Below are 25,805 nucleotides of genomic sequence, written 5' to 3'. Positions count from 1 at the left end.
GGCCACGATCACCCGAGGGACTTGAGGAAGTCGGCGGCGATCGGAGCCGCCACGTCCCCGCCCATGCCGCCGGCCTCGACGACCACGGCGAACGCGATGTCCCCCCGGAAACCGATGAACCAGGCGTGAGTCTGGATCTTGCCCGCAGGGCCGAACTCGGCCGTCCCGGTCTTGCCCCCGGTGCCGGCGGGCAGTCCCGCCGCGTGCGCGGTGCCCTTGGTGACGACGGCCCGCATCATCTGCTGGAGCGGGGCCTTCACCCCGCCGGGCAGCGGCTTGACCTTCAGCTTCTGCTTGAGCGTGGGGACCAGCGTGGGGGGCCGCCAGTTGCCGTCGGCCACGGCCGCCGCGACGGTGGCCATGACCAGGGGGCTCGAGGTGATCCTGGCCTGCCCGAAAGCCTCCGCGGCCAGTTCGGCGTCACTGGTGGCCTTGGGCATGCTGGCCTTCGTCGTCGTCACGCCGATGTTGAGCGGCTGGTTGAAACCGAGCAGCGTGGCCATGTCGTAGAGCTTCTGCGCCCCCAGCTTCGACGCGGCCAGCGGCGCGAAGGTCGTGTTGCACGAGTGGGCGTAGGAGTCGAGGAAGGACAACGAGCCGAACGCCTCGTGGTCGGAGTTGCGGATGTCCAGTCCGCCGATCTTCGACTTCTCCGGGCAGGTGACCTTGGAGGAGGGCGTCAGCCCTTCGTTGAGCAGTCCGGCCGCGGTGATCGTCTTGAACGTGGAGCCCGGGGGATAGGTGCCGCCCAGTGCCCTGTTGAAGCCGCCCACGCTGTTCGCTACGGCCACGATCTCGCCGGTCGAGGGGCGGATGGCGACGAGCGACGTGGGCTTCTTGTTGTCGCGTACGGCATTGGCCGCGGCGGTCTGCACGCGCAGGTCGATGCTCGTGGTGACGTCCTTGCCGGGCTTGCCCTTGATCGTGTGAAGGGTCTTCTTCTCCGGCCCGGTCACTTGGATCTCGGTGGTGGGCGTGCCCGCCAACTGCTTCTGGAAGGTCTCCTGGAGACCGCCCCGGCCCACGGCGTTCCCCACGTGATAGGCGGCGCCGAGCTTCTTGACGTCCTTCGCGGTGGCCTTGTCGAGGTATCCCACGAGCTGCTGGACCGAGCCGCCGACGTCCCCGGTGTCGATGCGCTCGCCGTTCGAGGCCATGATCACCGCGCGCTCGGGCCACGACGTCTTGATCGCCAGGTGGTCGGAGCCGTCGAGGTCGGGGTGGACCGCCTTCGGCGACCAGTCCACCTTCCAGTAGTGATCCTTGACCGCGAGGTCGAGCGTGCCCTTGTAGGACCAATCGCCGATGTTCTTGAGCGTGGCGGTGACGGTGTAGGTGGCCGTGGCGTGGTCGTTCACCGGCTGTCCCACGGTGAGGTCGCTCACGGCCACCTTGGTCGCGCCGAGGTTCTTGGTGAGCTCCGCGTAGGCGGCGTCGAACTCCGGTGCGGGGGCCACGAGATCGCTCTTCATGGCCGTGAGGTCACCGTCCGTCCATGCCGCGGTGAATCGCTGCGCCGTCTCCTGGGGCGTGCCGCGGGTGTGGAGCACGTAGTAGGCGCCTCCGGCGGCCGCGGCCACCACGAGCACACCGGCGACCGATGTGATGGCGATTGTGCGTCCTCGCGGCATGTGCACCCCCATGTCCTTGAACCAGCACGGCAACCCCGGAGCCGAGATTGCGGGACGACGGAGAGCCTAGCGTGGACAAATCGTTATCCACACTGATGTCAGGTGGCGTTCTTCACGCTGGCGGCGTACCGCGGGACGTACTCCTGACCGGAGAGCTTCTGGATGGCCGTCATCACCTCGTCGGTCACGTCACGGCGGTCACGGGCGCTGGCCGCGTCTCCGGTGAAGGTCATGGGGGCGCCGAGGCGGATGCCGAACCGGTGTAGCCGCGGAACGGACGTCCCGGGCGGCAGCACCCTCTCGGTCCCCAGCATCGCCACGGGGATCACGGGGGCGCCCGTCGTGAGAGTGAGCCACGCCACACCGATCTTGCCGCGGTAGAGGCGGCCGTCGGGGGAACGGGTGCCCTCGGGGTAGATCCCGAACATCTCGCCGGCGTTGAGGACCTCCACCGCCGAGTCGAGCATGGCCTGGGCGGCGGACGCGTTCTCCCTGTCGATCGGCATCGTCCCCATGGCCCCCATCCACGTGGCGGTCAGCCGGTTGCCGGTGAAGTACTCCTTCTTGGCGACGAACCGCATCGGGCGCCGCAGCAGGGCGGGCAGGAAGAAGGAGTCCAGCACCGAGAGATGGTTGGAGGCCAGGATCGCCGGGCCGTTCGCGGGAACGTGCTCCCGGCCTTCCACCTTCGGCAACCACAACAGGCGGACCAGCGGAGCGGTGACCATCTTGGCACTGCGGTAAAGCACGGGATCTCCTCCGACGGGCGACGCGATCAACCCTAGGCCTGGCCGATGCCGTGCGGAGTGTGTGGCTCGGGCAACTGCCGTTCACATATTTTGTACGTCTCCGCCAAATCGGCGCCCGCCGGGTTGGAGCAAGCCGCCTTCACCGTCGCCGGACAGACGAACGCCCCGCGAGACGATGTCTCGCGGGGCGGTCATGCCGAGGGCCGATGTGGCGGTCGCCTCCTCGGCGAGATGCACAACACGGCTCCAGCCGAACGGTATTCCGTGAAGGCGGTAATTGCGGCCCGGGGGACACAAACCACATCGGCCAACACTGAGCTTAACGGACTCTCCGAGGTGCCTATTCCGGTGGCGAGACCGAATGTCCGTTATAGACCTGTTTGGGGGGAATCTTTTTCTGAGTCGGCATTCGAGCCGATACCCTCGGCGGGGCAGGCGCTCATGCGGCGGCCCTGTCCACGAGCGCGCCGTCAGCGCGGTGGTGGGGCCCCGGGGATCCGGAGACGGTCGACGGCCTCTCTGCGCCGGCGTTCCGGGCGCCGGTCGTACCGGGCGGTCGTGGCGGGCGAGGCGTGCCCCACCAGGGCCTGAGCGGTCGCGAGGTCGACGCCGGCGTCGAGCAGCTCGCCGATGAACGTGCGGCGGAAGTCGTGCGGGGTCCTCTTCGACGCCCCTGCCGAGGTGAGCCGGCGCGCCACGATGTCGGCGACGGCCTGGCCGGTCATGTGGGACAGGCGGAGCCGTCCGGCCTTGTTGATGGGGCAGAAGAGCGGCCCGGCCTGCTTCCCGCGTTCCGACAGCCACAGGTCGAGGCGCTGCACGGCTTCGGCCGTCAGGTAGACGAGACGCTCCTTGTCGCCCTTTCCCCGGACGCGCAGCGATCGGGCCGGCCGGTCGAAGTCGCCGAGTTTCAGGCCGGCGAGCTCGGCTCTGCGGCACCCGGTCGAATACAGGACCGCGAGCATGGCGCCGTCCCGCCGTCCCGCGGGGGAGTGGTCGTCGTCGCACGCGTCCAGGCACGCCGCGAGGACTTCCGCCGGCACATGGTCGCCCGCGGGGAGCCGGGTGTGTTTGAAGGCGGGCAGGTCGGCGGCCCGCTGGTAGTCCTCACCTGTCATCAGCCCGAGTCGCCAGGCCTCCTTGAGCACACGGCGCAGTGCCACCAGATGCTTGTTGACGTGCGCGGGCGACCACCCCTGCTCGCGCATCACGGTCCGGAGGCGGACGGTGTGCTCGTAGCGCAGCCGTTCCCACGGCTGACCGGCCCCCGTCGCGTCCGGGTCTCCCGTGATGAGGCGGGCGACCCGGTCGAGGCACCCGCGCATGGTGCGCTTGGACTCGGGGCTGGGGAGCGCGTCGAGGTAGGCGTTGTAGGGATCGGGCGCGGACCGGGGAGCCGGGCTGCGATCCGGTACGGCGGGGGTGTCCATCACGTCCGATCGTAATAGAAATCTACAATGTAAAGGCGCTGGCACTGAGAAATTTCCCTCAACCCGCCAAAACCCCCAAACCGGCCCCGACCACAACGCGCCGGGTCGGCCTGGGCCGCCGTCGCTGACTCGCGGCGGGTGCCGAGAAGGGGGGTGTCGCCGTGGCCGGTGGAAGAGCGCCCGAAGTCCGCGCGGTGTGGGGGTACTGGGCGGTTAAGTAGTTGACGCTCCCGTGGCCGATGCCGTTGAGTGTCGCGATGCCTCTCCTCCGGATCGAACCGGTGGGCGACGCCACGCTCGAAGACTGGCGGCACGTCCACAACACGATCATTCCGACCGATCCCCTGTCGTCCGACGAGGTGCGTGAGCGGGTCGTGCGCAACCACCTGGAGGTGGCGTATCTCGACGACGTGCTCGTCGGCTGCGCGACCGTGCGCCCCCCGGTGGGCGACTCGGCGACCGCCACGGTGATCGTCCGGGTGCTTCCCGCTCATCGGCGAAACGGATACGGGGAGGAGTTCTTCGCGCGGGAGATGGCGCACGCCCGGGCGTCGGGCGCCAGGACGATCGAGACCATAGTTCTGGCCTCCAATGTGGACGGGTTGCGGTTCGCGCTGTCCCACGGATTCGTGGAGGTGTCCCGCTACCTCCCGCCGGAGGACGACGACCCGTTCATCACCCTGAGGCTTCAGTGAGCATGTGGTCCTGAAGAACGCGCTTACGGCCGGCCGTCGATCCATTCGGTGAGGACCGTCACGGCGAGGCCCGCCGGCACCGCGGAGAGGTCCTCACCGAGCGGCCGGGCGGCCAGCACCGCGGAGACGTCTTCCGCGGAGACCCCGGCGCCGGTCAGGCAGGCCGTCGCCTGGCTGTCGGGGAGCCGGTCGAACCAGCGCAGTCCCGCCCGGCGGCGGGCGCCCGGCTCCGGCGCTCCGACGAGCCGCACTCGTGAGATGCCCCCGTCGGGATAGGCGTCGATCCGCACGGCGGTCACCGGGGCGCTGGGCCGGTCGAGCGTGAACAGGTGCCGCGTGTCCGGCCGTACGGCGGTGCGCGGCAGCAGCCGGAACCACGAGGAGGAGTCGGCTGGGGGAGGCGGCGTGCCGTCGACGAGCGCGCAGCCGTGCAGTTCGACCTCCGCGGAGGCGTTGTACTTGAAGTGGCTGGTGTCGATCTCGATCTGGCGGAGCCGGCCGGTCGCCGCGAGGTTGATGACGGCGAAGTCGTGGCCGTCGTCGCGGCGGCGGCCGGTCTCCCAGCCTTCGCCCATCGTGCGGGCGCGGTCGGGGCGGTTGAGCACCTCGGCCGAGCTGTAGAAGTCGTCGCTCGCGGCCACCACGAGTCCGCCGTGTTCCTGCGACGCCAGGTCGATGGTGAGGCCGTCCCATAGCCGGGGGTCGGGGACCACCTCGCCGTGCACGCGGAGCCGGGCGACTCCTCCGTCGGGGTGGATCGACAGGCGGACATGGGTGAACCTGCGGAGGTCGGTCACGGTGAAGAGGTTGTGGCTGTCTCCCTTGAGGGGGCTGACCGGCACGATCTCGGCCCAGTCGGCGGCGGCGAGTTCGGCGGATGCTGGATAGCCCTCGAGCCCGCACGCCTCGACCTGGCAGACCGGCGGGAAGTTGCCGGTGAAGAAGCTGGTGTCCACGTCGATGCGGGTGATCACGCCGGGCGCGCCGAGCCGGACGACGGCCCAGTCGTGGCCGGGTTCGCCGCGCCTGCGCCGGGTCTCCCAGCCGTCGACGATCTCACCCCGATGGTCGTAGCGGCCGGGGGTGAAATCGGGGGCGGCCGGGACCAGCAGGTTCTCCTTGAAGCCGAACGACTCGTCACTCGCGGAGACGACGCTGCCGCCGAGCCGGCGGGACGCCAGGTCGGCGCTTCCGAGTGGGAAGGTGTTCATCGGGCCTCCATGCCGGCATCGCCGCCGAGGTTGCGGGAAATCGGCCACCCGGTGATCTCCTTGGGTTCCGGGGGCGCGTAGGTGCAGACCTTGCTGGTGCGCAGGCCGAGTCCCACCACCGCCTCGGCCAGGCGCACACCCGCGGCGACGCCGTCGACGACGGGCACTCCGAGGCGTGCGGAGATGGCCTCGTCCAGGCCGGCCATGCCGCCGCAGCCGAGGCAGACGACCTCGGCGTGGTCGGACCGTACGGCGATGGAGGCCTCCGCGACGATCGCCTCCATGGCGGCGGCCGGGTCGCGGTCGACGTCCGAGGTGGACAGGCCGCAGGCGCGGACGGAGGCGCAGCGGTCGGCCAGGCCGGCGAGCCGCAGCCGGTCCTCGATGGCGCCGACCGACCGCTGCAGGGTGGTGACGACCGAGTAGCTGCGGCCGATCATCTGGGCCACGTGCGCGGAGCTCTCGGCGATGTCGAGGACGGGGACGTCGACGATCTCCTGCACGCCCTCTCGCCCGTGCTCGCCGAACCCGGCCATCACCACGGCGTCGTACGGCTCGGCGACGCTCAGGACGCGGTCCATCACGGCGACCGCGGACAGGTAGCTCTCCATCGCGGAGTCGATGGCGTCGGCTCCGTAAGCCGGCTGCACGGCGAGGATCTCGGTGCCCGGTGAGGCCGCGCGCAGGGCGGTCTCCTCGATGGCGCGGGTCGTCGACGCCGAGGTGTTGGGGTTGACGACGAGGATCTTCACGGGGTGTCCTCCAGGCGGTCGGCCGTAGGGGTCAGCAGTCGTCCGGCGGGGCGGAGCGGGTCGATGTCGCGTCCGCGCAGCCAGGTGCGGCGGACGACTCCGTGGAGGCGGCGGCCGGCGTAGGGGGTGACGGGCTGCCGGTGGTGCAGGTCGTCCGGGTGGACCGTCCACTGCTCGTCGGGGGCGAAGGCGCACAGGTCGGCGTCGTGGCCGGGGGCGATCCGGCCTTTGGCGGTGAGGCCCGCGAGGCGCGCCGGTCGTTCGCTCATCCACCGGGTGACCTCGGCCAGGGGGATCCCGCGCCCGCGGGCCTCGGTCCACACGACGGGCAGGGCGAGCTGGAGGGAGGAGACGCCTCCCCAGGCGGCGCCGAAGTCCCCGGTGTCGAGGTGCTTGAGCGCGGCGGCGCAGGGGGAGTGGTCGGAGACGACGAGGTCGAGGATGCCGTCGCGCAGCGCCGACCAGAGAAGGTCGCGGTTGGCGGCGTCCCTGATCGGCGGGCAGCACGCATACTCGGTTGCGCCGTCGGGGATCTCCTCCGCGGTCAGCGCCAGGTAGTGGGGGCACGTCTCGGCGGTGATTCTGATTCCGTCGCGTCGCGCGGCGGCGATCAGCGGCAGCGCGGTGGCGCTGGACAGGTGGACGATGTGGGCGCGTGCTCCGGTTTGCCGTGCGGCGTCGACGACCGCGGCCACGGCGGTGTCCTCGACCCGGCCGGGCCGTGAGGCGAGGAAGTCCGCGTAGCGCCGCCCGTGTGCGGGCGGGCTGACGGCGAGTTCGGCGTCGCTCTCGGCGTGGACGAGGAGCAGGCCGTCGAAGTCGCGCAGCGTCCGCATCGCCGAGGTGAGCTGGTCGGGCGACAGCGGCGGCAGGTCGGGGGCGCCGGCGTCCGCCAGGAAACATTTGAAGCCCAGCACGCCCGCGTGGTGGAGCGCGGCGAGTTCCGCGGTGTTGCCGGGGGTGGCTCCGGCCCAGAAGCCGACGTCGACGTGGCATCGGCCGGCGGCGGCGGTCCGCTTGGCGGTGAGGGCCGCGACGTCGACGGTAGCGGGGACGCTGTCGACCGGCATGTCTACGAGGGTGGTGATGCCGCCGGCCGCGGCGGCCAGGGTGGCGCTGGCGAAGCCCTCCCAGTCGGAGTGGCCGGGTTCGTTGACGTGCACGTGTGTGTCGACCAGCCCGGGGAGCAGCACCACGTCGGGGCCGAGGTCGACGACCTCCGCGAAGCCGCGCCTGGGGAAGGCCGACCGGCTATGGGTTCGGGCGGACATCCCGCGGCCGGGCGGTGCGTCCGTCACGTACGGTTCGACCGTCACGATCCGGCCGGCCCGGACGGTCACGACGGCCGGGACCTCTCCCTCGGGGGTGACGGCCCGGGCGGCCCGGATCACGAGGTCGGGTGCCGCCTCTGGTGAGGGTGCGGGCAGGTCAGCCACGGGGGCCCGGCGCGGTGGCGGGTCCGGAGGCCAGCGCGGCGTCCAGCAGGGAGACCGCCTCGGTGACATCGCCGGCCACGGGCGCCAGGCCGAGGTCGTCGGGGCCGATGACCAGGTCGGCGGCGAAGGACTCGCGCAGCCTGCGCCATCGCGGTCCGAGCAGGACCAGCCGGGCCGCGCAGGGCTCGGTCTGCAGGGCCGACCAGACGACGGCGGCCTCGGCGAGCGTGCCGATCCCTCCGGGCAGGGCGACGACCGCGTCGGCGGTGAGCAGGTGGCGCAGCCTGTCGGAGTAGTCGCCGGCCCAGCGCAGCTCGGTGCACCACGGGCTCGGGGTCAGCGCCGCCCAGCCGCGCATGGGCAGCCCGATCACGGTGGCGCCGGCCTCGTGGGCGCCGCGTGCGGTCGCGCCCATGAGGCCGCCGTACCCGCCGGTCATGACCGTCCAGCCGCGTGCGGCGAGCGCGGTGCCGAGGGTGTGGGCCTCCTGCCAGGCCGGGTCGGGTTCCTCGATGCGCGCGGAACCGATGACGGCCACGACCGGTGACGGCGACGTGGGGGCGTCATCCGGCGACGAGCTGGTACCCACGGACGCCCTTCCTGGTCGACAGGCTGATCAGCGCGCCGCGCAGGACGCCTTCGGAGTACTCGCTGCCGGGGTTGATCGAGCGGGACCTGCCGATCGCGGCCTCGCCCCGGGACTCGTGGATGTGCCCGTGCAGGCCGAGGAGGGGCTGGTAGGTCGCCATCGCGTCGCGGACGGCCGACGAGCCGACTCCGGTGATCACCGGGCTGCCGGACTTCAGCACGGGGCGGAACTCCTCGTCCAGTGCCATGGCCTGGTCGATCGGGGTGTCCTTGGGCGGCACGTGCAGGTTGAAGATCGCCTTGGAGGTGTCGGCGACTTTGGCGGCCTCGCGGTCGATGCGCTCGGCGAGCTGGTCTTCCGGCAGTTCCCGGGGGGAGGCCCACGGCGTCGGGTTGGAGTAGCCGACGGAGATCATCGTGAATCCTCCGGGCAGCTCGACCAGCTGTCCCTCGGGGTTGATCAGCATGGTGGAGGAGCGGAGCACGTCGTCGATGAAGAACGGGTCGTCGTTGCCGGGAGCGAGCAGGCACATGATGCCGGTCCCGGCCAGGCGTTCCTCCGCGAGGGACATCCAGGCCGTCAGCGTCGCGTGCATGCGCTTGCGGAAGGTCTCCTCGACGAGTTCGGGCCGCCGGCGGAACTCGGCGATCTCATCGGGCGTGGTGTCGTAGGCGTAGAGGCCGCCGTCGGCGATCAGCTTGCGCAGGGCGGGCAGTTCCTCGGCTTCCACCTCGCGGTCCCGGCCGAACACGTGGGACCGGTACCGTCCGCCCGCGGTCTCCACGATCGGGACGAGCATCTTGCCGGTGATGTCGCCGCCCATGATGAGCACGTCGGCGCCGTAGAACTTGCCGGCGTTGACGAACTTGCGGAAGCAGCGGTCGGAACCATGGATGTCGGTGGCGAAGAAGATCTTGATGTCATGGCTGCGCATCGATCGGCCCTCCGATCTCGTCAGGGAGGTCAAACCAGGTCATACGACGGCCCACGGTGTTGCGGGCGCGCCACTTGAGCGACTTCGGGGCGGCGGACAGGGTGTCGGCGATCCCGCGCGCCCGGTCGGTGACGGCCGTCGCCTCCGGTCCCGGCAGGAGCTCCGCGGCGAGTTCGGGCAGGCGGGCGAGGTTGTCGGTGACGGTCGTGTACCAGCCCCAGTCGCCGCTGGTCACCTCGACGAGCCGGTCGGAGCTGACGTGGTCGGGATCGGCGCCGCGGACGTCGGGGGGCGCGACCTCGTGGGTCAGCAGGATCGTGAGGGCGTCGGTCAGGTCCTTGCGATTGACCTCCACGATCTGCAGTTTGGTCAGGAGCAGGTCGGCGGGCGAGAGGGTCTCCGGATGCAGGGACAGGCGTCCGGCCAGGTCCATGCTGTGGCACATCTGGAAGCCGCCGACGAAGACGTCGAGTTTGCGGCCGTTCGGCTCGTCGGTGAACAACATCCGCCGGTCGCCGCGCATGTTGTTGAAGCGCACGTTGGGCGCGTAGCCGAGGTCCACCATTGCAGATTTGAACGCCTTGCCGTCTTTCGGGTGGATCACCAGGTCGATGTCGCCGTAGGTGCGGCGCAGCGTGGCGGGGACGTCGCGGTGCCGGTGCCGGGCGACCGCGAGACCGCCGACCAGCCGTACGGCCAGGCCGCGCGTGGCGAAGGCGGAGATGAGGCGGGCCGCCTCGGCCTCGATGTCGGCGAGGGGCGCGCCCGGAGGGGATGCGGAAGACGGCCCGGCGGTGGTCATGCCGGCTCTCCAATCACGATGCGGTGGATCGTGTCGTAATGCTCGGTCTTCGCCGCTTCACTGGGGAAGTTGTAGCTCTTCTTGCCCAGGGTCTCGGCGAGATGGAATCCGAGGAGGCTCAGCGGGAGCGCGGCGAGCAGGGGCGAGAACTCCTCCGGCACGGCGGCGGCGAGGGGCAGGTGCAGCGCGGGCACTCGGGGGGCGACGTCGCTCACGACGATCGGGAAGGCTCCGATGAAGTCGAGTTCACTCAGGATCTCCGCGGCCCGGTCGGCCGACGCTCCTGAGGGCGCCACCATGACCACGGGGGTGCCTGCGGAGCTGACGAAGTACTCCTCGTGCGCCCATTCCTCGATGTTCGTGCTCACCCCGACGACCTGGGGGCCTTCGAACAGCTTGGCCGCGCCGAACTTGGCCGACGACTCGTTGGGACCGCCGCCGAGGAAGGTGATCCAGCTCTGCCCCGCGAGGGAGCGGGCCGCCTTCTCCGCGGAGCCGGCGTTGGCCCGCAGAGTCTGCTCGGCCAGCCGCGGGATCGCGAGGAGCGCGTCGCGGGCGGCCGTGGTGTCGCGTCCCCGGGCGGCGGCCCAGCGCAGCGCCAGGTCGTCGAGGGTGGCGACCATGCCGAGGTAGGTGCTGGTGCCGGGGGAGAACCCCAGGGTGGGCACGCCGATGGGAAGCACCAGTTCGGCCGCCTCGGCCAGGGCGCCGGTCTGGTTGTTGGTCAGCGCGATGGACAGGTGCCCGAAGCGGCGGGCCTGCGTCGCCGCCTCCGTGGTGCGGCCCACCTTCCCGGAGAACGAGACGCAGATGACGGCACTGCGTTCGGGCAGGTAACGCACCTGGTAACGGGCGAAGTCGAGGGCGTGCACGGCGCGTGCGGAGATCGCGGTGTGCCGCTGGAAGGCCAGGGCGGTGGCCAGGCCCGCGAAGTAGGAGTCGCCGCAGCCGACCAGGAAAAGGTGTTCGATGCCGCGTTCGGTGAGGATGCGCGCGATCCGCTCCGACTGCCCGTCCGGGTCGGCCAGCCGCTGGACGATCACTTCCGGGATCATGTCGATCTCCCGGCGCATCACGTCGATGTCGTACGGCATGGCGGCGGAACCCGGTGCCGAGGCCCTCGGGACGTGGTCGGGTTGGAGGGCCTCGAACCTTCGTTGTGCCGTATCCGCGTCGAGTCCGGCCAGCGCGAGCGACCCGAACTCGGCGATGGCCCAGGCCGCGGTCGCCGCGCCGCGCCGTACGGCGTCGAGCAGGGGGAGTCCCGCGGCGAGCGCGGCCGCCAGCGCACCGCAGAAGGTGTCGCCGGCGCCGGTGGTGTCCGCGACATCGGCCGGGTAGGCGGCGACGCGCGCCTGGCCGGGCAGCCCCTCCGCGTCGACGAGCGCGCCGTCTGAGCCGAGCTTCACCACCACGGCGGGAACCCCCCGCCGCCGCAGGCCGGCCGCGGCTTCGGCGGGGTCGTCGTAGCCGGTCACCCCGGCGAGCTCCTCCCGGCTCGGGACGAACACGTCGACGCGGGCGGCCAGGTCGAGCACGGCCTCGGGATCGCCCACCCAGTCCTCGTGGGTGTCGAGGGTGATGAGGGCGTCGGGGGCCTCGGTCCTGATGTGCTCGACCAGGGCGGCGGCCGCGGCGAGCGGCATCGCCGCGAGGTGCACGACCGGGGCTCCGCCCAGCCGGCCTGAGGGGATGTCGTCCGGCCGGACCGCCACCTCCGTCGAGCGTTCCGCGGGCGTGCGGTAGATCCAGTGCCGCCGTCCGTCGTCCTCGTAGATCACCCAGTTGCGGATCGTGGGGCCGTCCACGGTCCGCACCCCCGAGGTGTCCACATCCAGGCGCTCGAGGGTGGTCAGGATCTCGGCGGGGAGGTCGTCGCCACGCCGGGTGACGATCCCCGTCGCCGGGTTCCACAGCCGCGCCGCGAGCGCCGCGTACACGACGTTGCCGCCCGGGCTCGCCATGCGCACCGTGCCGTCGGACCGTACGACGTCGTCGATGGTCAGGTTGCCGATGACCAGTACTCGCCGCGGGCCGGCGGCACGGGTGGGACGCATCTGAACGGCTCCTTCGATATCGCGGGATGGCGGGGACGCGGGCGGAGGGTCACTCCGGGGGGATCTCCCGGTAGACCAGGCCGAGGTCGACTCCCCGGCTCTTGTTGACGAGGTGGGCGCCGGCGTACCAGACGACTCCGATCACGAGGACGCCGACCATGAACCACAGGGACAGCTGCCGCGTGACCGCGAACGTCGAGTTGATCGTGTCGTCGGTGATGAACATGACCATCAGGGCGCCGAGGGCGATGACGCCGCCCGCCCCGGCCAGGGCGACCGCCGGGACGCCGAGCACGCGCTTCCCGCCGGCCGACTCCCAGATGTTGCGCAGCCGGTACGGGAACACCATTCCGGCCAGCGACACGATGATGAACGCCAGGATCTGCGCCAGCAGGGCGCCGAGGAGGCTGGCGTCGGACCAGTTGACCAGCGCGACCAGGGCGATCTCGCCGGTGACGACGCACAGGGCGATGGCCTTGACCGGGGTGTGGAATCGCTCGCTGACGTCGCCGAGCCGCTGCGGGACCGTCCGGTCCAGGGACCAGGCCAGCATGTACCTGGTCGACTGCATCATCGACAGCGGGGTGCCCATGACCGCCCAGATCACGAAGCCGATGCCGATCAGGAGGAGCAGGACGACGTTGTGGGTGAGCAGGGCCGCGAGGAAGTTGAACCCCGGAGGCAGCCCGGCGGGCAGGCCGAGGGTGTCGGGGGCGGAAGCGGCCAGGTATCCCAGGCTGCCCAGCCACTTGGGGCTCACGTGCGCGGTGAGCACGATCGTGATCAGGGCGAGGACGAGGCCGTTGATCAGGACGCCGCCGACCATGGCCCGGTACTGGGTCTTGGACGCGCGCTTGATCTCGCCGCCGATCTGCGCGGAGCCCTGGGCGTACCCGACGACGAAGAACACCCACGGGAGCATGAGCAGGGTGTCGCTGAAGCTGAACGACGCGCCGTTGCCGGTGTAGCCGGCCTTCTCGGCCGCGGGGATGATCTGGTCGAAGGCCAGGCCGTGGTTCCTGCCGGCGAAGTCGTTCCAGCCGGCGGAGATGTGACCGCCGCTGAAGAGCAGCAGGGCGAAGGAGACGAGCAGGCTGAGCCCCGCGACGGCGAACAGGACCTTCTGCCACCGCCAGTAGCGCTGGCCGCCCAGGACGATGAGCACGCCGAAGCCGACCGTGATGATCGTGCCGAGTCCGAGCACCCACCACTGGGTGGTGATGCCGAGCAGGTCGTGCTTGGCGAGCAGGCCGTTGCTCATGTCGAGCCACACCGACTGGCCGGTGACCGAGGAGAGGGTGGCCAGCGCCGCGGGGACCGCGAAGGTCAGGGCGAAGTAGGCGTTGAACCCGATCCAGAAGAAGATCATCCAGAGGCCCTGGCTCCAGGAGAGGAGGAAACCGAGGATGGGGTGCAGGGTCCGGCTGACGAACACGTAGTCCCCGCCGGAGCGCGGCATCGCGGCGGAGAACTCCGCGTACACCCGGAGCAGCGTGAACGCCATGAGCACGGTGCCGATGACGACCGAGAGCAGCATGTTGCCCCCGGAGAACGCCGTCTGTGCCTGGAGGAACAGGAAGACGCCGCCGACCGCGACGTTCATGCCGAAGGTGTTCATGACGAAGGCGTCGAAGAACGACACCTCGCGGATCAGCCCGGTGGCGTTCCGGATGAAGACGCCTGCCTGCCCGTCAGAGGACGACGCTGGGAGTTGACTCGGTATGGCCACGGCGATGGCCCCTCTCTCTGCGGAGCGGTGGTGCTATGGAGCTGCGGAGCCGGGCAGCGCTGGTGCGGCGGGGCTCTCGCGTGGTGCCGTCGGGGGTGTCTCAGGGGTCTGGGAGACCTGGGAGGTCTGGCCGGATGGGGGGTGGGGAGTGGAGGCGGTGGTCGTGGTGGTCGCGGTGGTCGCGGTGGTCGTGGTGGTCGCGGTGGTCGCGGTGGTCGCGGTGGGAGTACTGGGAGTGCTGGTGGCGGCCGGCTGGGCAGATGCCGGGGACGGGTGGAAGCCGACGCCGTGTTCGGGGCGGCTTTCGATCTCGAACCTGAACCGGTCGGCCTGGTAGAGGACCCGGGAGAACTCCACCGCCGTGCCGCGCTGGTCCCGGGTGACGGACTCGATGCGGAGCAGTGCCTCGCCGACGGGGACCTGGAGGTGGCCGGCGTGTTCGGGGAGCGCCCTGACGACCTCGATGACGTTGCGCGCGGAGGTCATCACCGTCCCGTGCCGCTCGCGCAGCAGGTCGTAGAGCGAGCCGCTGAGGTCGGCGTCGGGAAGGCCGGGGAACAGCGCCACCGGTAACGACGCCGACAGCAGCACCACGGGCTCGCCCGCCAGGAACGCGACCCGGCGCAGATGGAGGACCTCGGCTCCGACGGGCAGCCCCAGTGCGGCGGCGACCTGCTCGGAGGCCGGGACGGTCTCCGCGGCCAGGATGCGCATGGCGACGGGCAGGCCGGTCGCGGCGAGCGTCGCGGTGAAGCTGGACAGCAGCTGGATGTCGGTGCCGACCTTGACCTCGCGGACGTAGGTGCCACGTCCCCGTGTCCTGGTCAGGTAGCCGTCCTTGGTGAGCGCCAGGATGGCCTGCCGTACCGGGGCGAGGCTGACTCCCAGGCGCGCCGCGTACTCCTTCTCCTGCACCAGCTTCTGACCGGGTGCCAGGCGTCCGGAGACGATCAGGTCGAGCAGCAGCCGGTAGATCTGCTCGTGGTAGGGGAGCGGTGACGCACGGTCGATCTCCACGGGCAGTTCAGCGGATGGGGAGTCCGTCGACTCTGTCGGCCTCATAGAGGGAACCTAATAGATTATAAGTTTCTAATCTATTACTCCGAAGTTGCGTTTCGGCAGCGATACCCCATATGCCACCCCCACCTCGGCCGTGATCATGCACAGGTTCGGCGAGATGCCCTCCCACCAGGGCGAACGCCGATCATGATCATGCACAGGTTCGGGGATTCACCCCATGACCAGGGGAGGCACCGTGCGTGATCATGCGGCGTCGGCGGTCTCGGGCGTCTCGACGTCCTCCGTGCGGCGGGAGCGGCGCAGCCGGACCGCGGTGGACGCGCCGATCAGCACGACCGCGACGATGACCAGCAGATAGCCGTTCCCGATCTCCGCCGCGGCGTATCCCGCGATCGCGTCCGTCGACACCCATGCGGTTCCGCCGAGGACGACCCAGCCGATGAACCGCCGGTACGGCATGCCCAGCGTCCCGGCCAGGACCGGGATGAGCGAGTCCATGACCGGGAGGAAATACGACAGCGCGAGTGCCAGGCCGTTGCGGTCGAGGACGTCGCGGGCCCGCCGCCACCGGTCTTCGCCGATTCGGGAGCCCCACCGGCCGCGCAGCACGCGAGAGCCGTACCGGTGGCCGAGGAGATGGCCGGCGGAGGCGCCCGTGACGCACCCGGCCGCGCCTGAGGCGATCACCGCCGCCACCTCCGCCGGCCCCGCCGCCGTGGTGCCCGCCAGGAGGATGAGCGCGTCGGCCGGGATGACGAGACCGATCAGCAGCATGCCGTCGAGGACGAGGAACCCGAACAGGGCCACGCAGACGATAAGGAGATTCTGGTCTCGCAGGACGTCCAGCACGAGATCAAGCCTCGTCGAGCAGGATGCAGGGGACATCGGGCGCGACCCTGAGACGCCCCTGATTCCCCTCGGCCACAAGGAGGAGACGGAGAGTACTCCCGTCGTCCGATCGGCCCGCGTCTCCTACCGCGCGCACGGGCGGAGGGTCAGGTGGCGGCGCCGGCCCGCAGCCGGCGTCCGGCGCCGGTTCGGCGAGGTGGTCGAGGAGCGCCGTCTCGCCGGGCATGCGCCGCGGGGATCACTCGGGCTGATCCCAGATGCTGGGGGGATCGGGCGCCGGGCGATCCGGCGGCCAGTCGAGCGCGGCGGACGCGGCGTCGAGATCGTCGGTGGCGATCACGAGCCGCACGCCGCCGAAGGTCGTGTAGGCCAGGTCGATGTTGACGCCGGCCTCGGCGAGTTCCCTGGCCAGCTCGCCGAGTGTGCCGGGGCGGTGCTCGACGTCGACGACCATGACCGGGCGCACCTCCGCCACGCCCATTCCGGCGGCTTCGAGTGCTCTCCGGCATCTGGGGGCCAGTTCGTCGTCGACGAGTATGTGGACGACGCCCTTGCCCTCGCCCGTGACGGCGGCCAGGCCGAGGACGTTCACGCCCGACTCCCCGGTGATCTCCCCCAGCCGGGCCAGCTCACCAGGTTGATCGTTGAGGATCACTTCTATGTCCGTCGACATGGCCCTTCAATTTTCCCATAAGGCCTTATAACGGACACAGCGGGAGGTGGAGGGCGGCTATACCCCCGGCTCACGCCCCCGGCTCACGTGCCCGGCGGCGGCCGGCGTCGAGGCTGTGGTCTCGCGGCTGTGGTCGGGCCGCTTGTGGAATCTCGCGTCAGCGGTCGAGCCGGGCGTAGCGGCGTACGGCGAGCGGGAAGAAGACCGCGATCAGCGCCAGCGGCCAGACCACGGCCATCAGCGTCGCGTGCCCGGCGATCCACGATCCGCCGCCGGTGGGATTGCCGAACAGTTCACGGGTGGCGGTGACCGTGGCGGCCAGCGGATTCCACTCCGCGACGGCCGCGAGCCAGCCGGGCATCGTGTCCGTCCACACGAACGCGTTGGACAGGAAGCCCACCGGCCACACCAGGATCTGGACGGCCACGACGGCGTCGGGGGAGCCGACGACGAGCCCGAGGTGGATGCCGACCCACAGGAACGCCAGACGCAGCAGCAACAGCAGCCCGATCGCCGCGGCCGACCTGCCCCAGCCGTCGTGCCACCGCCAGCCGACGGCGAGCCCGCACAGGATCAGCACGGCGAGGCCGAGTGCCGCGTTGAGCATGTCGGCCACGCACCGGCCGGCCACGACCGCGGACCGGGCCACCGGCATCGACCGGAACCTGTCGGTCACGCCCTTGGCCGCGTCGGCGGCGACCGCGGTGAAGGTCGTCTCGATGCCGAAGAGCATGCTGATGGCGAACATGCCGGGCATGAGGTACTCCCGGTAGTCGCCGCCCCCGGGTACGGCCATGCCGCCGCCGAACAGGTAGCCGAACATCAGCACGATCATGACGGGGAACAGCAGGCCGACGGCCACCTGACCGGGCCGGCGGGCCCAGTGCGCGAGGATGCGCAGCGTCATGGTCCAGCAGTCGGCGACCGCCCACCGCAGCCGTGTGATCGGGTCGTACGGAACCTCCGCGGTGCCCGGCGTCATGCGGCCACCTCCTTGTGCGGGTCGCGGGCGTCTCCGGTCAGGTGGAGGAACACCTCGTCCAGGGTGGGCCTGCGGACCCCGATGTCCTCCACGGCCAGACCGGCGGCCTCCAGCAGGCGGGCGAGCTCGGCCAGGGCCGCCGCCTTCTCGCGCACGGGCGCACCGACGCGGCGGGTGTCCGGATCGAGCGAGGGCTCCGTGCCGGTCGCCCGCTCGACGAGGCCGGCCGCGGCCGGCAGGTCGGCGGCGTCGTGGAGGACCACCTCGACGCGGTCGCCGCCCAGCGCCGACTTGAGCTCTCCCGGCGTCCCCTCGGCGATGACCTTGCCCGTGTCCATGATGGAGATCCGGTCGGCGAGCTGGTCGGCCTCCTCCAGATACTGCGTGGTGAGCAGCGCCGTGCAGCCTGTGGCGACGAGCGCCCGCACGGCCTCCCACACCTCGTTGCGGCCACGCGGGTCCAGCCCCGCCGTGGGCTCGTCGAGGAACAGCACCGGCGGGGAGAGGATCATGCTGACCGCCAGGTCGAGGCGGCGGCGCATGCCACCGGAGAACTGCTTGACCGGCTTGCCGCCCGTCTCCGCGAGGTCGAACCGTTCGATCAGCTCCTCGGCGCGGGAGCGGGCCCGGGCGAGGCCCAGATGGGACAGCCGCCCGAACATGACCAGGTTCTGCCGCGCGCTCAAGATCTCGTCGACGGCGGCGTTCTGACCGACCAGTCCCATGCGCGAGCGCACCTGTGCGGCCTGCCGTACGACGTCGTGACCCGCCACCGCGGCGCAGCCGCCGTCGGGCCGGAGCAGCGTGGTCAGCATCCGCACGACCGTCGTCTTGCCCGCGCCGTTGGGGCCCAGCAGCCCGCACACCGTGCCCTCGGGCACGGCCAGGTCGAAGCCCTCGACCGCCCAGGTGTCGCCATAGCGCTTGCGCAGCCCCTCCGCGACCACTGCGAACGTCATTCTCAGTCTCCGTCCAGTCGATTCCGTACGCCGTACCGTACACCATACGGTACGGCCGCGAGGATAGACTTCGCGGCGATGACGGAGTACACGGGCAGGGGAGATCCGGCACGCAGCCTGGCCATCCTGTGGCGCACGGGCGAGCGGGCGAGCAGGAAGGGCAAGCCCGACCTGAGCGTGGACCTGATCGTGCGGGCGGCCATTGAGGTGGCCGACGCCGAGGGGATCGCCGCGCTGTCGATGCGCAAGGTGGCCGAACGGCTCGGCGTCGGCACGATGTCGCTCTACACCTACGTGCCGGGCAAGGCCGAGCTGCTCGACGTCATGCTCGACACCGTGTGCGGCGAGGTGGCCATGCCCGAGGACGTCCCCGGGGGCTGGCGCGGCAGGCTGGAGCTGATCGCCAGGGAGAACCTCGCCCTCTTCCAGCGGCACCCGTGGATGTCGCAGGTCTCCGCCAGCCGTCCGCCGCTGGGGCCGAACATCGTCGCCAAGTACGACTACGAGCTGCGCGCGGTCGACGGCATCGGGCTGGACGACCTCGAGATGGACTCGGTGATCACACTGATCGACGGCTACGTCGCCGGCGCCGCGCGAGGCGCTGTGGAGGCGGCCCAGGCCGAGGGGAGCACCGGGATGACCGATGAGGAGTGGTGGTACGCCCATTCCCCGTTTTTCGCGAAGGTCTTCGATCCCGCCCGCTACCCGATCGCGACCCGCGTCGGCGCGGCGGCGGGTGAGGCGCACAACGCGGCCTACGACCCCCGGCACGCGTTCGAGTTCGGCCTGCAGCGGGTGCTCGACGGCATCGAGACGTTCATCGGGTCCCACGCGGTGCGCCCGGCCGAGTCCGGGGATGCTGAACGGTAGGTCCGTCCGTCCGGGGCGGTGGGCGGGGGAGACGGGATGCGGGCTTCGGCGACCGCCGCGAACGCGGGAAGGTGGGTCCGGCTCGGGCCGCAGATCCTGGCGACCGCGCTGACGCTGGCGACGGGAGCCACCAACGCGATCAGCTTCTTCGGGCTGGGCGGCGTCTTCACCAGCGTCATGACCGGGAACCTCGTCCTGCTCGGCCTCGCCGCGGGCCGTCCCGACGCGACACTCGCCGCGCACGCGACGGGAGCGATCGCCGGGTTCGTCGCCGGCGTGCTCGCGGGCAGCCACGTGATCGGCCGGACCGGGCCGGGCCATCCGGGCTGGGGCGTCCGGGTGGCGGTCGTGCTGGGGGCCGAGTTCCTGATGCTGGCCGGCCTGCTGGGGGTGTGGGCGGTGGAGGGGGGTCACCCCACGGGTGGCGTGCGTCTCACGCTGGCCGGCGTGGCCTCACTGGCCATGGGCGCGCAGAGCGCGGTGGTCAGGACCTTCGGGATCCCCGGCCTGTCGACCACCTTCTTCACCGGGACGCTCACAGGTGTGGTGGCGGGCCTGGTCACCGAGGGAAAGGTGCAGTGGCACAACGTCGTGCTGCTCACATCAGTGGCGGTCGGGGCCGCGGCCGGCGGGTGGATGGTCGATCACGGGGGGTCTTTTGGCCCCGTGGTGCCCGCCGCGCTCCTGGCGCTCGTGCTCGCCGGTCTGTGGCCGCTCGCCGTACGGCCGAGCCGTACGGCGGCGTGAATCACCCGGACTGCGCGTGGCGCTGCCGGTAGGCCGCCTTCTTGACGCGGTTGCCGCAGGTGTTCATGGAGCACCAGCGGCGGTTCCCCGGCCGGGAGACGTCGACGAACAGGCCGTCGCAGTCCGGGCCGGCGCAGCGGCGCAGGCGCGATCTCATCGGACCGGTGAGGACGTCCACCGCGTCGCGTGCGACGAGAGCGAGAACGTGCCGCACCTGGGCACCCTCCTGGCGCCAGCCGAGCCCGCCGGTCGCGTCCAGTTGGGGCGCGAGGGCCGGCCGCGCGGCCCAGTCGTTGAGGATCTCCGCGTCCTGCGGGCCGGGTGAGGCTCCGGTGCGAACCCGCTCGGCGGCGCGGTCGATCGCCTCGCGCAGGCGGCGTGCTCCGGCGAGCGCGGCGGCGCCGGCCGGGGGAGTCTCGTCGAGCAGTCCGGCTTCCACACACCACCGCGCGAGATCGCCGGGGACGGCGAGCCGTTCAAGGGGGACGGGCGCGCCCCGGTCGCCGAGAGTCGCGGTGAACGTGAAGCACAGTCGCCCGTTGCCGAACCTGAAACCGCTGTCCCCGATGCCGTCCGAATTCGCCACGGAACCACTATAACCGGTTCACCATTAGCTGCGGCCCGGTGCTAACGTGCACGTCCGGTGGGTGCTGGGTAGGACGAGCGCCAGACCCTGACGATGAGAGGCGTGCACGGCCTCCCCGTCTCGCGAGCGGAAGATCGAGGGGATCCAGAGATGACAGCGATGAACGTCGGCTTCGTGGGGCTCGGCGCCATGGGAAGGGGGATGGCGGCCAACCTGGTTCGCGCGGGCCATGCCGTACAGGTCTGGAACCGATCTCCTGAGCCGGTGGCCGAACTCGTCGCCCAGGGCGCCTCCGAGGCGGCCGGGCTGGAGGACGTCTTCGCCAACGACGTCGTCGTCTCGATCTTGTCCGACGACAAGGCCGTCGAGTCGGTCCTGCTGGATCCGCGTCTGCTCGAAGGAGCGGAGGCGACCGTCCACGTCAACATGGCGACGGTCTCGGTCGAACTGACCGACCGCGCCGCCGCCCTCCACGCCGAGCACGGCCTCGGCTACCTCGCCGCGCCGGTGATGGGCCGCTCCGACGTGGCGGCCGCCGGGAAGCTCAACATCGTCGCTGCGGGCGACAGCGGGCTGATCGACCATGTGGAGCCGCTGTTCGCGGCCATGGGGCAGCGCACATGGCGGATGGGTGACAGGCCGCACCAGGCCAACGTGGTCAAGATCGCGGGCAACTTCCTCGTCGCCTGCGCGATCGAGTCCGTCGCCGAGGCCTGCGCCCTCGCGGAGGCGAGGGGGATCAGGTCCGCCGATCTCGTCGACCTGCTCACGAGCACGATCTTCCCGGGCGTGATCTACACCGGCTACGGATCCATGGTCGCCGAGCGGCGCTACGAGCCCGCGGGTTTCCGCCTCGCACTCGGGCTCAAGGACATCTCCCTCGCGCTGACCGCCGGGGCGGAGGCGAACGTGCCGCTGCCGTTCGGGAGCGTGCTGCGCGACTCCTTCGTCGACGCGATCGCGCACGGCGACGCCGACCTCGACTGGGCGGCCGTCGCCGAGGTCATCCGGCGCCGCGCGGGCCTGGCCGAGACGGGATCGTGACGGCGGGACGCGGCATGAGCGGGTTGCCCAGCGAGGCGGAGACGACCTGGAAGCCGTGCCGGAGCATCTCCGCCTCGTAACGGCCCACGGCGTCGAGCAGGGGCACGCCCTTCGCCGCGACGCCTGCCAGCGCCTGCCGCAGGAGTTCGGCGTGGCGAAGGGTGGTGTTGGCGCCCTCGCCGCGACCGGGCGACATGGTGTGCACGGCGTCGCCGAGAAGCGTGACGTCGGTCGTGGCCCAGGGCGCGACGGGCCGCGCGCTGCGCAGTCCGACCGGGAAGGTGGCCGGGACGTCGGCCTCGTCGAGGATCCGCCGGGCCAGCGGGTGGAAGCCGGCGACCATCTCGTACGCCAGCCGGTGCAGGCTCTCCCCGTCGGCCTGCCTGAACTGCTCGGTGCTGAGCGGTGCCCCGGCCGACCAGCCTGCCGGCCCGTCGCTGGAGACCATCCAGGCGAAGTAGCCGGGCATGTCCGTCAGCCGTGCGCCGGGGGCGAGCCGTGCGGCGGCCTCGGGCGCGGGCTCCCTGGTCCTGCACGTGACCACCGACATCGCCGCGCCGTCAGGTGAGATCAGGCGGTTGAAGCTGTCGACGAGGACCTCGGGGACCCAGTCGAGCATGCCGGTTGTGATGGGCGTCCTGCCGTAGACGACGTTCCCGAGGTCGTCGACCTCGGCGCCGGGCAGCAATTGGCGGCGGACCGCCGAGTTGGTCCCGTCGGCGCCGACGAGCAGGTCGCCGGCGGCGGAGGTCCCGTCGGCGAAGTGCGCCCGAACCCGGCCGTCCTCGGCATGGTCGTACCGTACGAACGTCTTGCCGAAGTGGCGGACGTCGTCGAGGCCGGACAGCAGGATCTCGCGCAGCGTCAGCCGGTTGACTCCGAAGAAGACGTCGTCGGGCAGCGGCGGAATGGGCTTTTCGAACTTGGGATTCAGCAGGTGGTCGAGGAAGGCCATCCGCGTGGCCGGCCTGATGGCCGTCGCGACGCAGAGCTGGAACAGGTGGTCCGGCAGGCAGCTTCTGAGGGCGGACGTGCCCTCCTCCTTGAGTGAGATGCGCCAGCCCTGGCCGCGGAACCGGGCGGACTCGTCGCGTTCGTAGACGTCGACACGGATGCCGGACTTCCGCAGTCCCTGGGCGAGGCAGAGCCCGCCGACGCCGCCACCGACGACGAGGACGTGCGGGCCGTTCAAAGGATCTTCATTCATGTGGGGGTCCTTTCGGGGGAACGGCCTCACCGTAGCCCGATAGCTGTCGCGACAGCAACAGTCGTGCCAGCTACCATGACGCGATGGAAACCCCATCAGCCGGAAGCCGGCCGTTCCAGGACCAGAGCCGCAACGTCCCGATCGCGCTCGTCCTGGGAGGCGGCTCGCTTCTCAACCAGGTAGGCCGCGAGCTGCGCACCGCCGTGGAGAGCCAGCTGGCCCCGTTCGACGTCACGTCCCAGCAGGCGGCGCTCCTTCTTCACGCCGCGCGGCAGGAGGCGAGCCCCAACCAGCTCGCGCCGCAGCTCGGGACCGACACGGCGGGCATGACCAGACTGCTGGACCGCCTGGAGGACAAAGGGCTGGTACGGCGGCGCAGGCACCCCGGCGACCGGCGGTCAATCGTCATCGAGGTGACCGACGAGGGGCGCGCGATCATCCCTCGGGTGGCCCCCGTCTTCGGGCGCGTCACCGGGCGGCTGCTCGCCGGATTCTCCGAGGCGGAGGTGCGGGAGCTCACCGGGATGCTCCAGCGGATGCTGGAGAACCTGACGGGGACCGGGGTCGAAGCCCTGTCATGACCGCTTGGGCGGCTCCGCGGCGATGACCACGATCACGCCGAGGAAGGCCAGCGTCAGGTTCGCGAAGAGCGGATACTCGGACAGGAGGCTCACGCGGGGGACGACGACGCGGTTGAAGAGGTTCAGCACGATCCCGAAGAACGGCTGGACCGCCAGATGGTCGATCGCGCCGCTGACACCCTGGAGGATCATGACGAACCCGGCGAACTGCACGGTTTTTCGCATGGTCGGAACGCTAGGGAACCGTCGCCGGGCCGCGGAACGGCCATGAGGCTTTCCGCGGCCCGCCCGGCGTATCCGTCCGGAGGGCCACCGCCGACCAAAGTAGCGTCTTGCCGGACTTCGGTACCGTCGCCCTTTCCGCAGGGGACCGGATCCCGGCCGATCGGTAGCCTCGAGGCGATGGACACCTCCGCGGCCCGGCGCAGCACCCGGGACTGGATCGTGGACACCTGCCTGTTCCTGTTCGCGGCAGGCTTCGGACTGCTCACGGGCGCCGAGCGCGTTCAGATCGCCATGCCGGAGCCCGCGTGGCTCTTCAACGTCGACCAGATCGTCGCCGCAGCGGGTTGCGCCGCGTTGTGGCTGCGCCGCCGCAGGCCGGTCGAGCTGTCCATGGTGCTGATCGCCCTGTCGACGTTCTCCGAGCTGGTCGCGGGCGCGATGCTGGTGGCCCTGTTCACGGTCGCGGTCCACCGGCCGCCCCGGACGACGGGGATCGTCTTCGGGCTGAGCCTGGTCGCCGGCGTCGTCTACGTCGAGCTGCGTCCTGAGCCGGACACACCCGGGTTCCTGCTGTGGCTGCTCGGCCTCACGATCCAGGGCGCCGCAGTGGGCTGGGGCATGTTCATCCATCACCGGCGGCAGCTGGTGGAGTCCTGGCGTGACCGGGCGGCCCGTGCGGAGACCGAGGCGCACCTCCGTGCGGAGCAGGCCCAGTCGCGCACGCGTGAGGCCATCGCCAGGGAGATGCACGACGTGCTCGGCCACCGGTTGTCCCTGCTCAGCGTGCATGCCGGTGCGCTGGAGTACCGCCCCGACGCCCCGCCCGAGGACATCGCCCGCGCGGCCAAGGTCATCAGGGAGAGCGCCCACCAGGCGCTGCAGGACCTGCGCGAGGTCATCGGCGTCCTCCGCGCCCCGGTCGGCGAGCTGCCACAGCCCACCTTCGCGGACATCCACCAGCTCGTCGCCGAGTCGGTCGAGGCGGGGATGCGGGTCGACCTGCGCGAGGAGACCGGCGGCCCGGTCCCCGACAGCATGGGCCGCACGGCCTACCGCGTGATCCAGGAAGGCCTGACCAACGCCAGAAAGCACGCCGCGGGGGCCGATGTGCGGCTGCGGGCGGCGGGAGCGCCCGGACAGGGGCTGACCGTCGAGGTGGGCAACGGCGCCCTGCCCGGAGAGCGGCGGCCGGGTGAGCGGCACCGTCAGTGGCGGCACGGCCAGGGACTCCTCGGGCTGGCCGAACGCGTCGCGCTCGCCGGCGGGCGGCTGGAGCACGGCCCGACCGAGGAGGGCGGCTGGCGGCTGACGGCGTGGTTACCCTGGCCGACATGACAGACCCTCTCCCCGTGGGCGTGCTCATCGTCGACGACGATCCCCTGGTGCGTGCCGGGCTGACGATGATGCTCGGCGGCGCGTCCGACATCCGCGTGGTCGCCGAAGCGGGCGACGGCACCCAAGTGCTGGCCCTCGTCGACCTCCACGGCCCCGACGTGGTGCTGATGGACATCCGGATGCCCGCGATGGACGGGCTCTCCGCCACCGAGGCCCTGCGCGCGCGCCCGGACGCGCCCGAGGTCGTCGTCCTGACCACCTTCGACGCCGACGAGCACGTGCTCCGCGCCCTGCGCGCCGGAGCGGCCGGATTCCTCCTCAAGGACACCCCGCCCGACGAGATCGTGGCCGCGGTGCGCCAGGTCGCCAAGGGCCACCCCGTGCTCTCCCCGGCGGTCACCCGGCGCCTCATCGCCCGGGTCGCCGGCTCCGGCCAGGACCGGCGCCGCGCTGACGCCGGGCGGCGCCTCGCGCTTCTCAACGACCGCGAACGCGAGGTGGCCGTCGCGGTCGGAGAAGGCAGGTCCAACGCGCAGATCGCCGCCGTCCTCTATCTCGGCGTGCCCACGGTCAAGACACACGTGTCGAGAATCCTCACCAAGCTCGGGCTCAACAACCGCGTGCAGATCGCCCTGCTGGTCCACGACGCCGGCCTCCTCGACGAGCAGGACGCGGCCGGTTAATCGATCGACGTGGCGTGCCGCGGGCCGCT

Annotated in this window: 26 protein-coding genes; 7 read left to right on the top strand and 19 right to left on the bottom strand. The window is 71.2% G+C overall.

Annotated elements, in window-relative coordinates; translation table 11 throughout:
- Window positions 1–8: 8 nt before the first annotated feature.
- From Psi02_RS40785 to Psi02_RS23865, 3 genes are all read right to left on the bottom strand, one after another.
- Window positions 9–1,631, bottom strand: coding sequence for a penicillin-binding transpeptidase domain-containing protein (locus Psi02_RS40785; RefSeq protein WP_203977821.1), 1,623 nt, complete (start codon window positions 1,629–1,631; stop codon window positions 9–11).
- 98 nt (window positions 1,632–1,729) lie between these two features.
- The gene (locus tag Psi02_RS23870; RefSeq protein ID WP_373317332.1) at window positions 1,730–2,380 is read right to left on the bottom strand and encodes a lysophospholipid acyltransferase family protein; all 651 of its coding nucleotides are present in this window, start codon (window positions 2,378–2,380) and stop codon (window positions 1,730–1,732) included.
- A 470-nt stretch (window positions 2,381–2,850) separates the two neighbouring features.
- Window positions 2,851–3,810: a tyrosine-type recombinase/integrase gene (locus tag Psi02_RS23865; protein WP_203977819.1), complete on the bottom strand. Its 960-nt coding sequence runs from the start codon at window positions 3,808–3,810 to the stop codon at window positions 2,851–2,853.
- Between the two features lie 257 nt (window positions 3,811–4,067).
- On the opposite strand from Psi02_RS23865, the gene Psi02_RS23860 reads away from it, so the two are divergent.
- Window positions 4,068–4,505, top strand: a complete 438-nt coding sequence (locus Psi02_RS23860; RefSeq protein ID WP_203977817.1) for a GNAT family N-acetyltransferase — start codon at window positions 4,068–4,070, stop codon at window positions 4,503–4,505.
- 23 nt (window positions 4,506–4,528) lie between these two features.
- On the opposite strand, the gene alc is transcribed toward Psi02_RS23860, so the two are convergent.
- The 13 genes from alc to Psi02_RS23795 all read right to left on the bottom strand — a co-directional run bounded on the left by alc (window position 4,529) and on the right by Psi02_RS23795 (window position 18,498).
- Window positions 4,529–5,716, bottom strand: coding sequence for an allantoicase (gene alc, locus Psi02_RS23855; protein ID WP_203977815.1), 1,188 nt, complete (start codon window positions 5,714–5,716; stop codon window positions 4,529–4,531).
- Window positions 5,713–6,468: an aspartate/glutamate racemase family protein gene (locus tag Psi02_RS23850; protein WP_203977813.1), complete on the bottom strand. Its 756-nt coding sequence runs from the start codon at window positions 6,466–6,468 to the stop codon at window positions 5,713–5,715. The genes alc and Psi02_RS23850 overlap by 4 nt, the downstream gene beginning before the upstream one ends.
- A complete protein-coding gene (gene allB, locus Psi02_RS23845; protein WP_239095102.1) occupies window positions 6,465–7,859 on the bottom strand; it encodes an allantoinase AllB in 1,395 nt (464 codons plus the stop codon). Before allB ends, Psi02_RS23850 begins: the two co-directional genes overlap by 4 nt.
- A 37-nt stretch (window positions 7,860–7,896) precedes the next feature.
- Window positions 7,897–8,493: an LOG family protein gene (locus tag Psi02_RS23840; protein WP_203977810.1), complete on the bottom strand. Its 597-nt coding sequence runs from the start codon at window positions 8,491–8,493 to the stop codon at window positions 7,897–7,899.
- Window positions 8,468–9,427, bottom strand: a complete 960-nt coding sequence (locus tag Psi02_RS23835; protein WP_203977808.1) for a metallophosphoesterase family protein — start codon at window positions 9,425–9,427, stop codon at window positions 8,468–8,470. Before Psi02_RS23835 ends, Psi02_RS23840 begins: the two co-directional genes overlap by 26 nt.
- Window positions 9,414–10,229: a nucleotidyltransferase family protein gene (locus Psi02_RS23830; protein ID WP_203977806.1), complete on the bottom strand. Its 816-nt coding sequence runs from the start codon at window positions 10,227–10,229 to the stop codon at window positions 9,414–9,416. Before Psi02_RS23830 ends, Psi02_RS23835 begins: the two co-directional genes overlap by 14 nt.
- Entirely contained in the window at window positions 10,226–12,286 is a 2,061-nt protein-coding gene (locus Psi02_RS40780) for a PfkB family carbohydrate kinase (RefSeq protein WP_203977804.1), read from the bottom strand. The genes Psi02_RS23830 and Psi02_RS40780 overlap by 4 nt, the downstream gene beginning before the upstream one ends.
- Before the next feature lie 49 nt (window positions 12,287–12,335).
- Window positions 12,336–14,015: an APC family permease gene (locus Psi02_RS23820; protein WP_203977802.1), complete on the bottom strand. Its 1,680-nt coding sequence runs from the start codon at window positions 14,013–14,015 to the stop codon at window positions 12,336–12,338.
- A gap of 33 nt (window positions 14,016–14,048) precedes the next feature.
- Window positions 14,049–15,077 (bottom strand): GntR family transcriptional regulator, encoded by a 1,029-nt coding sequence (locus tag Psi02_RS23815; protein WP_203977800.1) that lies wholly within the window; start codon window positions 15,075–15,077, stop codon window positions 14,049–14,051.
- 201 nt (window positions 15,078–15,278) lie between these two features.
- Complete coding sequence (locus Psi02_RS23810; protein WP_203977798.1) at window positions 15,279–15,920, bottom strand: DedA family protein; 642 nt, start codon at window positions 15,918–15,920, stop codon at window positions 15,279–15,281.
- A gap of 202 nt (window positions 15,921–16,122) precedes the next feature.
- A complete protein-coding gene (locus Psi02_RS23805; protein ID WP_203977796.1) occupies window positions 16,123–16,557 on the bottom strand; it encodes a hypothetical protein in 435 nt (144 codons plus the stop codon).
- Window positions 16,558–16,714: 157 nt separating this feature from the next.
- The gene (locus Psi02_RS23800) at window positions 16,715–17,539 is read right to left on the bottom strand and encodes an ABC transporter permease (RefSeq protein ID WP_203977794.1); all 825 of its coding nucleotides are present in this window, start codon (window positions 17,537–17,539) and stop codon (window positions 16,715–16,717) included.
- The gene (locus Psi02_RS23795; RefSeq protein WP_203977792.1) at window positions 17,536–18,498 is read right to left on the bottom strand and encodes an ATP-binding cassette domain-containing protein; all 963 of its coding nucleotides are present in this window, start codon (window positions 18,496–18,498) and stop codon (window positions 17,536–17,538) included. The genes Psi02_RS23800 and Psi02_RS23795 overlap by 4 nt, the downstream gene beginning before the upstream one ends.
- Window positions 18,499–18,576: 78 nt before the next feature.
- Here Psi02_RS23795 and Psi02_RS23790 point away from each other — a divergent pair, with 78 nt between their 5' ends.
- Window positions 18,577–19,368: a TetR/AcrR family transcriptional regulator gene (locus Psi02_RS23790; RefSeq protein WP_203977783.1), complete on the top strand. Its 792-nt coding sequence runs from the start codon at window positions 18,577–18,579 to the stop codon at window positions 19,366–19,368.
- A gap of 36 nt (window positions 19,369–19,404) precedes the next feature.
- On the top strand, window positions 19,405–20,115 hold the full coding sequence (locus Psi02_RS23785; RefSeq protein ID WP_203977781.1) for a DUF1275 family protein: 711 nt from the start codon (window positions 19,405–19,407) through the stop codon (window positions 20,113–20,115).
- A 1-nt stretch (window position 20,116) separates the two neighbouring features.
- Here the strand turns inward: Psi02_RS23785 and Psi02_RS23780 are convergent, their stop codons facing one another.
- Entirely contained in the window at window positions 20,117–20,701 is a 585-nt protein-coding gene (locus Psi02_RS23780) for a CGNR zinc finger domain-containing protein (RefSeq protein WP_203977780.1), read from the bottom strand.
- A 150-nt stretch (window positions 20,702–20,851) separates the two neighbouring features.
- Between Psi02_RS23780 and Psi02_RS23775 the strand changes: the two genes are divergently transcribed.
- Window positions 20,852–21,745: an NAD(P)-dependent oxidoreductase gene (locus tag Psi02_RS23775; RefSeq protein WP_203977770.1), complete on the top strand. Its 894-nt coding sequence runs from the start codon at window positions 20,852–20,854 to the stop codon at window positions 21,743–21,745.
- Here Psi02_RS23775 and Psi02_RS23770 read toward each other — a convergent pair.
- Window positions 21,705–22,952, bottom strand: a complete 1,248-nt coding sequence (locus Psi02_RS23770; protein WP_203977768.1) for an FAD-dependent oxidoreductase — start codon at window positions 22,950–22,952, stop codon at window positions 21,705–21,707. The two genes, Psi02_RS23775 and Psi02_RS23770, sit on opposite strands and share 41 nt — an antisense overlap.
- Before the next feature lie 83 nt (window positions 22,953–23,035).
- Between Psi02_RS23770 and Psi02_RS23765 the strand changes: the two genes are divergently transcribed.
- On the top strand, window positions 23,036–23,533 hold the full coding sequence (locus Psi02_RS23765) for a MarR family winged helix-turn-helix transcriptional regulator (RefSeq protein WP_203977766.1): 498 nt from the start codon (window positions 23,036–23,038) through the stop codon (window positions 23,531–23,533).
- On the opposite strand, the gene Psi02_RS23760 is transcribed toward Psi02_RS23765, so the two are convergent.
- Window positions 23,528–23,758 carry a hypothetical protein gene (locus Psi02_RS23760; protein WP_203977756.1) on the bottom strand — a complete coding sequence of 77 codons (231 nt, stop codon included), beginning with the start codon at window positions 23,756–23,758 and terminating at the stop codon, window positions 23,528–23,530. The genes Psi02_RS23765 and Psi02_RS23760 overlap by 6 nt on opposite strands.
- A gap of 177 nt (window positions 23,759–23,935) precedes the next feature.
- On the opposite strand from Psi02_RS23760, the gene Psi02_RS23755 reads away from it, so the two are divergent.
- Together Psi02_RS23755 and Psi02_RS23750 are read left to right on the top strand one after the other, a co-directional pair.
- Window positions 23,936–25,093: a sensor histidine kinase gene (locus Psi02_RS23755; RefSeq protein ID WP_203977754.1), complete on the top strand. Its 1,158-nt coding sequence runs from the start codon at window positions 23,936–23,938 to the stop codon at window positions 25,091–25,093.
- A complete protein-coding gene (locus Psi02_RS23750) occupies window positions 25,090–25,776 on the top strand; it encodes a response regulator (protein WP_203977752.1) in 687 nt (228 codons plus the stop codon). Before Psi02_RS23755 ends, Psi02_RS23750 begins: the two co-directional genes overlap by 4 nt.
- The last annotated feature ends 29 nt before the right edge of the window (window positions 25,777–25,805 follow it).

Source organism: Planotetraspora silvatica (assembly GCF_016863315.1).
Lineage (GTDB): Bacteria > Actinomycetota > Actinomycetes > Streptosporangiales > Streptosporangiaceae > Planotetraspora > Planotetraspora silvatica.
The sequence above is the reverse complement of the archived record's forward strand: the minus strand, read 5'-3'. Positions and strand labels throughout refer to the sequence as shown.